This window comes from Thioalkalivibrio sp. (assembly GCF_041690275.1).
In the GTDB taxonomy this organism is placed as follows: Bacteria; Pseudomonadota; Gammaproteobacteria; order Ectothiorhodospirales; family Ectothiorhodospiraceae; genus Thioalkalivibrio.
The window spans coordinates 17005-22684 of sequence record NZ_JAWLHP010000005.1; the positions used below are offsets into that span (position 1 = coordinate 17005).

The following is a 5680-nucleotide window of genomic DNA, read 5'->3' on the forward strand; positions in this document are numbered from 1 at the left end:
AGGGTGGGCCAAGCGCAGCGGGCCCACCGCAGGCGCTGTACGAGGGGGTCGTGATCCGCATCTACCTGCGATCCGGTGCGTAGGGTGGGCCAAGCGCAGCGGGCCCACCACAGGCGCTGTACGAGGGGGTCGTGATCCGCATCTACCTGCGATCCGGTGCGCAGGGTGGGCCAAGCGCAGCGGGCCCACGGTTCTGAGCATGCCGGTCGGTGGTGGGCACACTTCGTTTTGCCCACCCTACGGGCTGGACGAGGGCGTTGTGATCCGCACCTACCGGCGAACCGGTGCGTATGGCGGACCGGTACGACCTACTCGCCGCTGTGCAGCAGCAGGCCGCGCTCGCGTGCCAGCGCGAATACGCGCATGAACAGGGCCGCCCCGAGCACGAGATAGACGAGGTTCAGGGCCAGGGCGGCGGCGAAGTGGCCGGTGTGGAAGCCCTCGTCGAGCAAGACCGCCCGCATGCCCTCGAAGACATGGGCGGAGGGCAGCGCCAGCGCCAGCGGTTGCAGCCATGCGGGCAGCACCTCGATCGGGTAGTAGATGCCCGAGATCGGTGCCAGCGCGAAGATGGCCACCCAGGCCAGGCTCTGTGCGCCGAGCCCGAAGCGCAGCACCAGGCCGCTGATCATCAGGCCGAGCGCCCATCCGGTCACCAGCAGCTGCACGAAGAATACGATCAGCGGTAGACCCATCGTGAAGATCGAGTAATGGTACAGGGGGATCGCAAGGAGCGCTGCGGGCACCACCCCGATCAGGGTGCGCAGCGTGCTGATTCCGAGCAGTGACGCGATCAGCTCCCACGGACGCAGCGGGCTCACGAACAGGTGCCCGAGGTTCCGCGAATACAGCTCCTCGTAAAAGGGCAGGGTCACGCCGAGCTGGGCGCGGAACAGCACGTCCCACAGCAGCACGGCCGCGAGGAGCAGCCCGGCCGCCTGCGCCACCCACTCGCTGTGTCCGGTGAAGAACTGCGTGATGAAGCCCCAGAGGATCATCTGCATTACCGGCCAGTAGGCCAGTTCGAGCACTCGGGGCCAGGAACCCCGCAGGAGATAGACATGCCGCAGCAGCATCGCGTAGCTGCGGTTCAGCGATTCCCCCAGGCCCTGCCGGGTACCGGGGCGCGGCGCTCCGTGGCGGTCAGCCATGGCGGGCAACGTCCAGGAAGACCTCTTCGAGGTTGCGTCGCCCGTAGCGCGCCCTCAGCCCCTCCGGCGTTCCGTCATCGACGATGCGGCCGCCCCGCATCATCAGCACGCGGTCGCAGAGACGTTCGACCTCGGGCATGTTGTGTGACGCCAGTACCATGGTCGCACCGGTTTGCGCCCGGTATGCCTCGAGCCAGCCCCGGATGCGATCTCCGGTGTCCGGGTCCAGTGAGGCGGTGGGTTCGTCGAGGAGCAGGAGTTCCGGTTCGTTGATCAGCGCCTTGGCCAGCGCGACCCGGGTCCGCTGGCCGGCCGAGAGCTCCCGGTAGGGCCGGTTGATGAGGGACTCCAGTTCGAGCTCCTCCGCCAGCTGGTGGATGCGCGCCTTGAGTCCGCGCACGCCGTAAAGGCGTCCGTACACGACCAGGTTCTCGCGCACCGTCAGGCGCTGGGGCAGGTCGATGTAGGGGGACGCATAGTTCATCCGGTTGAGCACTGCGTAGCGGTCACGAAGCATGTCGGCACCAAGCACGCGGATATGTCCGAAGGTGGGCGTCATCAGGCCCAGGAGCATTGCCAGGGTCGTGGTCTTGCCGGCGCCGTTCGGACCCAGCAGGGCCGTGGCCGAGCCGGTCGCGATGTCAAAGCTGACCGCATCCACGGCGGTGGCGGGGCCAAAGTTCTTGGTGAGTTCCGAGACTTCGATCGCCATTCGAGTAACAGTGCCTCCTTGCGTCGGGAGCGGTCACGCGGCATGGGACCCGGAAGCGGCCCGCCCGTTCCCCCGGGAACGCCGCGGGGGGCGGGCCGGTCCACCGGATCGGTGGCACGGGCTGCATTCCGGACATGCGCGAGTGCGATGACCACCGAGGGGTGGCCTCCAGCCGCCGCCGCGGCGAGACTACCATCCTTTACTGGAGAGGAGAGGATATGGGCGGGTCGTTTCGCTACTGGATCAGGGTTTGCTGGGTCGCCATGGCGCTGGCCGGTCTCGCGAGCACGGTTGGGGCGGAACAGAACGGGCAGACCCGGGGGGCCCTGGCCGAGTATTCGGGGAGCCTGGACCGGGCGCTGAACGACACGGGCATCCCATGGACTGCGGAACGGGACAGCCTGATCGCGGCGGCGTTGAACGACTGGCTGACGTGGATGCGGCCGACGCTGATCGACGCCTACGAGCAGTACATGTACATGCGTCACCTGATGTGGCCGGTGTACGCGCAGGCGGGTCTGCCGGAGGCCCTGCTGTTCGGGATCCTCGCGAAGGAATCGGGCGGTCGCGTGCACTCGGTGTCGCGGATGGGCGCGGCGGGACCGCTGCAGTTCATGGGCTATACCGCGCTGCGCCTGGGCCTGCGCATCGATGGAGAACGCGACGAGCGCTTTGATCCGCTGGCTGCCACCCGGGCCAACGTGGCCTATCTGGGGGAGCGGTTCATTGAGCATCAGGGCGATCTCACGCTGGCGCTGGCCGCATACAATCTCGGAGAGACCCGGGTCCTGCGCCTGGCCCGCGCGCTCGATGAACCCAGCTTCTGGAACCCGGATTTCTTCCGGCAGTTGCCGAGGGAGACCCAGGAGTACGTCCCCTACGTGCTGGCGGCGGCCCTGCTGTTCCAGGACCCGGAGACCCATGGCGTCGCATTCCCGGAGGTGGATGCCGTGCCATCACAGATCGAACTGGCGGAACCGAAGACTCTCGCCGAACTATCGATCTGTCTCGGGCAGGAGGGCAGCCGTGCCGGATGGTTCCGGACGCTGCGCAATCTCAATCCGCATCAGGATCACGATGTGCGTCTTCCGGGCGGCTCCGCGGTTCAGGCGCCGGCCGCGATCGCGGCGCGGTACCCGGAGTCCTGCCTGAACGGCGCGCGCAAGGAGCTCGCGCGTCGTCTGCACGCCTCCCGCGAGGAGCGCCGCGCCCTGCTGGCGGTGCGGACCTACACCGTGCGCAGCGGCGATACCCTGTCGACGATCGTAAACCGCCAGGGATGCCCGAGCCTGCGGACGGTCGCCGAAGCGAACGGCATTGCTGGCCCGCGCTACCTGATTCGGCCGGGTCAGCGGCTGCAGCTGGTGGGATGCCGGGTTCAGTGAGGCCGTGATTCAGTGCTGGCAGCACGGTGTGCCGGTAGCCTCAGCGGCCGACCATGAGCCGGCGGCAAGTCGCCGCACTGCATGCGGCACTTGCGCCTTCATCCTTCGGGGTGGCGCGGATCGCGATGATCGTTAGTGACGTGCTGTTGATGGCCGATCAGCGCCGCACCACCCCGAATATGGCTCACTGTTCCGGCGGCTCCTCGTTCACCAGGCGGTCCCAGGCCGAGGTGGCCTCGGACCAGGCCGCTTCCGCGGCTTCACGCGCATCGGACCCGGTCTCTCCTGCGTAGTCCCGGGCTGCTTCCCAGGCCCTCCGGGCGTCCTCCCGGGCCTCCGCCGCTGCATCCCTTGCCGTCTCCGCTGCTTCCCCGCCTTCCTCACGTCCGACACGCAGGGCTTCCTCGGTCTGTTTCTGTGCCTCTTCAGCGAGCTGCTGGGCACGATCCCAGAGCTCTGCCGCCTCGGCATCCTCTTCGGGCGCGGCGTCTCCAGTGGCTGGCGGTTCTTCATCAGGCGGCGGTTCGCTCCCGGGCATCGCTTCGGAAGCGGAGTCCTCTGCAGGCGGCGCCTCGGTCTCGGGGGGTGGCGTCGGGCTGACCTGCGGTGGCGGTTCGACCTCCTCCGGAGCGGTGGGCTCGGGCACGTCGGTGTCGTTGGGCTGGCAGCCCGCAAGCAGCAGCCCCAGGGCGATTCCAAACAGCAGCATGTAGCGCATGTCGTCTTCCTCCTGTTGGCAAACAGCCGGATCGGCCTGAAACCCATGATACGCCCCTTTGGATGGAGCGGAAGCTGCTGTCGGCGCGGCCCATCCGCGCCGGATTCCGCTGGACCCGCGCCGGCCACGCGATGCGGTGCGCAGCCGCCGCACAGTGGATCCCGGAGACGGCGTGCCGGACGGGCCCCTGCCGTCTACACGTCCGATGCACCCCGTAATCTTGCCTTGCCCCTTCATGCGAATGCTCGGCTTCTGCCATGATGGCTCCATCGCTTCCGCGCGAAGCTGACCTCATCTTTCCCTCCGGGAGCCCATGCGATGAATGAAACCCTCAATCCGAATCCGATTGCCTCGGAGCCCGCGGTCCTGTCCCTCGACGGGAACGAGTACACCCTGCCCGTCGTGGAAGGCAGCGAAGGCGAGCGCGGAATCGATATCGGCCGTCTGCGCGCCGAGACCGGACACATCACGCTGGATCCCGGCTACGGGAACACCGGTAGCTGCACCAGCGCGATCACCTTCATTGATGGCGATGCAGGCATCCTCCGTTACCGGGGGATTCCGATCGAGCAGTTCGTGGACAGCCCGACATTCATCGAGGTTGCCTGGCTGCTGATCTTCGGACATCTGCCGAGCGAGACCGAGTACAAGGACTTTTCCGAGGACCTGACCCGCTTCGCGCACATCGACGAGAGCATGAAGCACCAGTTCGAGGGCTTCCCGCGCTCGGCGCCGCCGATGGCCACCCTGTCGGCAATGATCAACGCCCTGTCCTGCTATCACCTGGATCTGCATGAGCTGGAGGACGACGGCGAGCTGCGGCATGCGGCGGCACGCCTGATCAGCAAGATCCGCACGATTGCCGCCTATGCCTTCCGGCACTCGCGCGGGCTTCCCTACGTCTACCCCGACCCGGGCCTGCGCTACGTGCCCAACCTGCTGCACATGATGTTCTCGCAGCCCTACAGTCAGTACGTCTGTCCCATCCTCGTGCGCAAGGCCTTCAATCTCATCCTGATCCTGCACGCCGATCACGAACAGAACTGCTCGACCTCGACGGTCCGCATGGTGGGCTCGAGCGGAGCCAACCTGTTTGCATCCTGTGCCGCAGGAGTCTCTGCGCTGTGGGGACCTTTGCATGGCGGAGCCAATGTCGCGGTGCTGAACATGCTGGAGCAGATCCACCAGGGCAATATTACGCCCGAGGAGTACCTGCGACTGGCCAAGGACAAGGACAGCAACGTGCGGCTGATGGGTTTCGGCCATCGCGTGTACAAGAACTTCGACCCGCGCGCCCAGATGCTGCAGAAGGTGGCAGAGGAGCTGCTGCCGCAGATCTCGGGCGATGACCCGCTACTGAAGATCGCCCGCCAGCTGGAGGAGATCGCGCTGTCCGATCCCTATTTCGTCGAGCGCAAGCTGTACCCGAACGTGGACTTCTACAGTGGCATCCTGCTGCGCGCGATGGGGATCCCGACGAACATGTTCACGGTGATCTTCGCGATCGGCCGGCTGCCCGGCTGGATCGCCCACTGGTGGGAACAGCAGCAGACGCCGGGTGGCCGCATCGCGCGGCCCCGGCAGATCTACACCGGGAACGGGCTGACCGACTACCTCCCCATGGAGCGCCGCCCCTGACACGGCCTCGCGGGAGCGGCCTCGTGGGAGCGGCCTTTGTGGCAGCGGCTTCGTGGGAGCGGCCTTTGTGGGAGCG

Annotated in this window: 5 protein-coding genes; 2 read left to right on the plus strand and 3 right to left on the minus strand. The window is 67.0% G+C overall.

Features of this window, described 5'->3' with window-relative positions; all coding sequences use genetic code 11:
* Positions 1–308: 308 nt before the first annotated feature.
* Together ACESMN_RS01490 and ACESMN_RS01495 are read right to left on the minus strand one after the other, a co-directional pair.
* Positions 309–1151, minus strand: a complete 843-nt coding sequence (locus ACESMN_RS01490; protein ID WP_373051815.1) for an ABC transporter permease — start codon at positions 1149–1151, stop codon at positions 309–311.
* On the minus strand, positions 1144–1863 hold the full coding sequence (locus ACESMN_RS01495) for an ABC transporter ATP-binding protein (RefSeq protein ID WP_373051816.1): 720 nt from the start codon (positions 1861–1863) through the stop codon (positions 1144–1146). The genes ACESMN_RS01490 and ACESMN_RS01495 overlap by 8 nt, the downstream gene beginning before the upstream one ends.
* A gap of 218 nt (positions 1864–2081) precedes the next feature.
* On the opposite strand from ACESMN_RS01495, the gene ACESMN_RS01500 reads away from it, so the two are divergent.
* The gene (locus ACESMN_RS01500) at positions 2082–3248 is read left to right on the plus strand and encodes a transglycosylase SLT domain-containing protein (RefSeq protein WP_373051817.1); all 1167 of its coding nucleotides are present in this window, start codon (positions 2082–2084) and stop codon (positions 3246–3248) included.
* 184 nt (positions 3249–3432) lie between these two features.
* Here the strand turns inward: ACESMN_RS01500 and ACESMN_RS01505 are convergent, their stop codons facing one another.
* The gene (locus tag ACESMN_RS01505; protein ID WP_373051818.1) at positions 3433–3966 is read right to left on the minus strand and encodes an energy transducer TonB; all 534 of its coding nucleotides are present in this window, start codon (positions 3964–3966) and stop codon (positions 3433–3435) included.
* 318 nt (positions 3967–4284) lie between these two features.
* Here ACESMN_RS01505 and ACESMN_RS01510 point away from each other — a divergent pair, with 318 nt between their 5' ends.
* On the plus strand, positions 4285–5604 hold the full coding sequence (locus ACESMN_RS01510) for a citrate synthase (RefSeq protein WP_373051819.1): 1320 nt from the start codon (positions 4285–4287) through the stop codon (positions 5602–5604).
* Positions 5605–5680 lie beyond the last annotated feature (76 nt).

Bases quoted from the DNA above. Each gene is read 5' to 3' on its own strand.
- ACESMN_RS01505 (WP_373051818.1), bottom strand. From the start codon at position 3,966: ATGCGCTACATGCTGCTGTTTGGAATCGCCCTGGGGCTGCTGCTTGCG.
- ACESMN_RS01490 (WP_373051815.1), bottom strand. From the start codon at position 1,151: ATGGCTGACCGCCACGGAGCGCCGCGCCCCGGTACCCGGCAGGGCCTG.
- ACESMN_RS01500 (WP_373051817.1), top strand. From the start codon at position 2,082: ATGGGCGGGTCGTTTCGCTACTGGATCAGGGTTTGCTGGGTCGCCATG.
- ACESMN_RS01510 (WP_373051819.1), top strand. From the start codon at position 4,285: ATGAATGAAACCCTCAATCCGAATCCGATTGCCTCGGAGCCCGCGGTC.
- ACESMN_RS01495 (WP_373051816.1), bottom strand. From the start codon at position 1,863: ATGGCGATCGAAGTCTCGGAACTCACCAAGAACTTTGGCCCCGCCACC.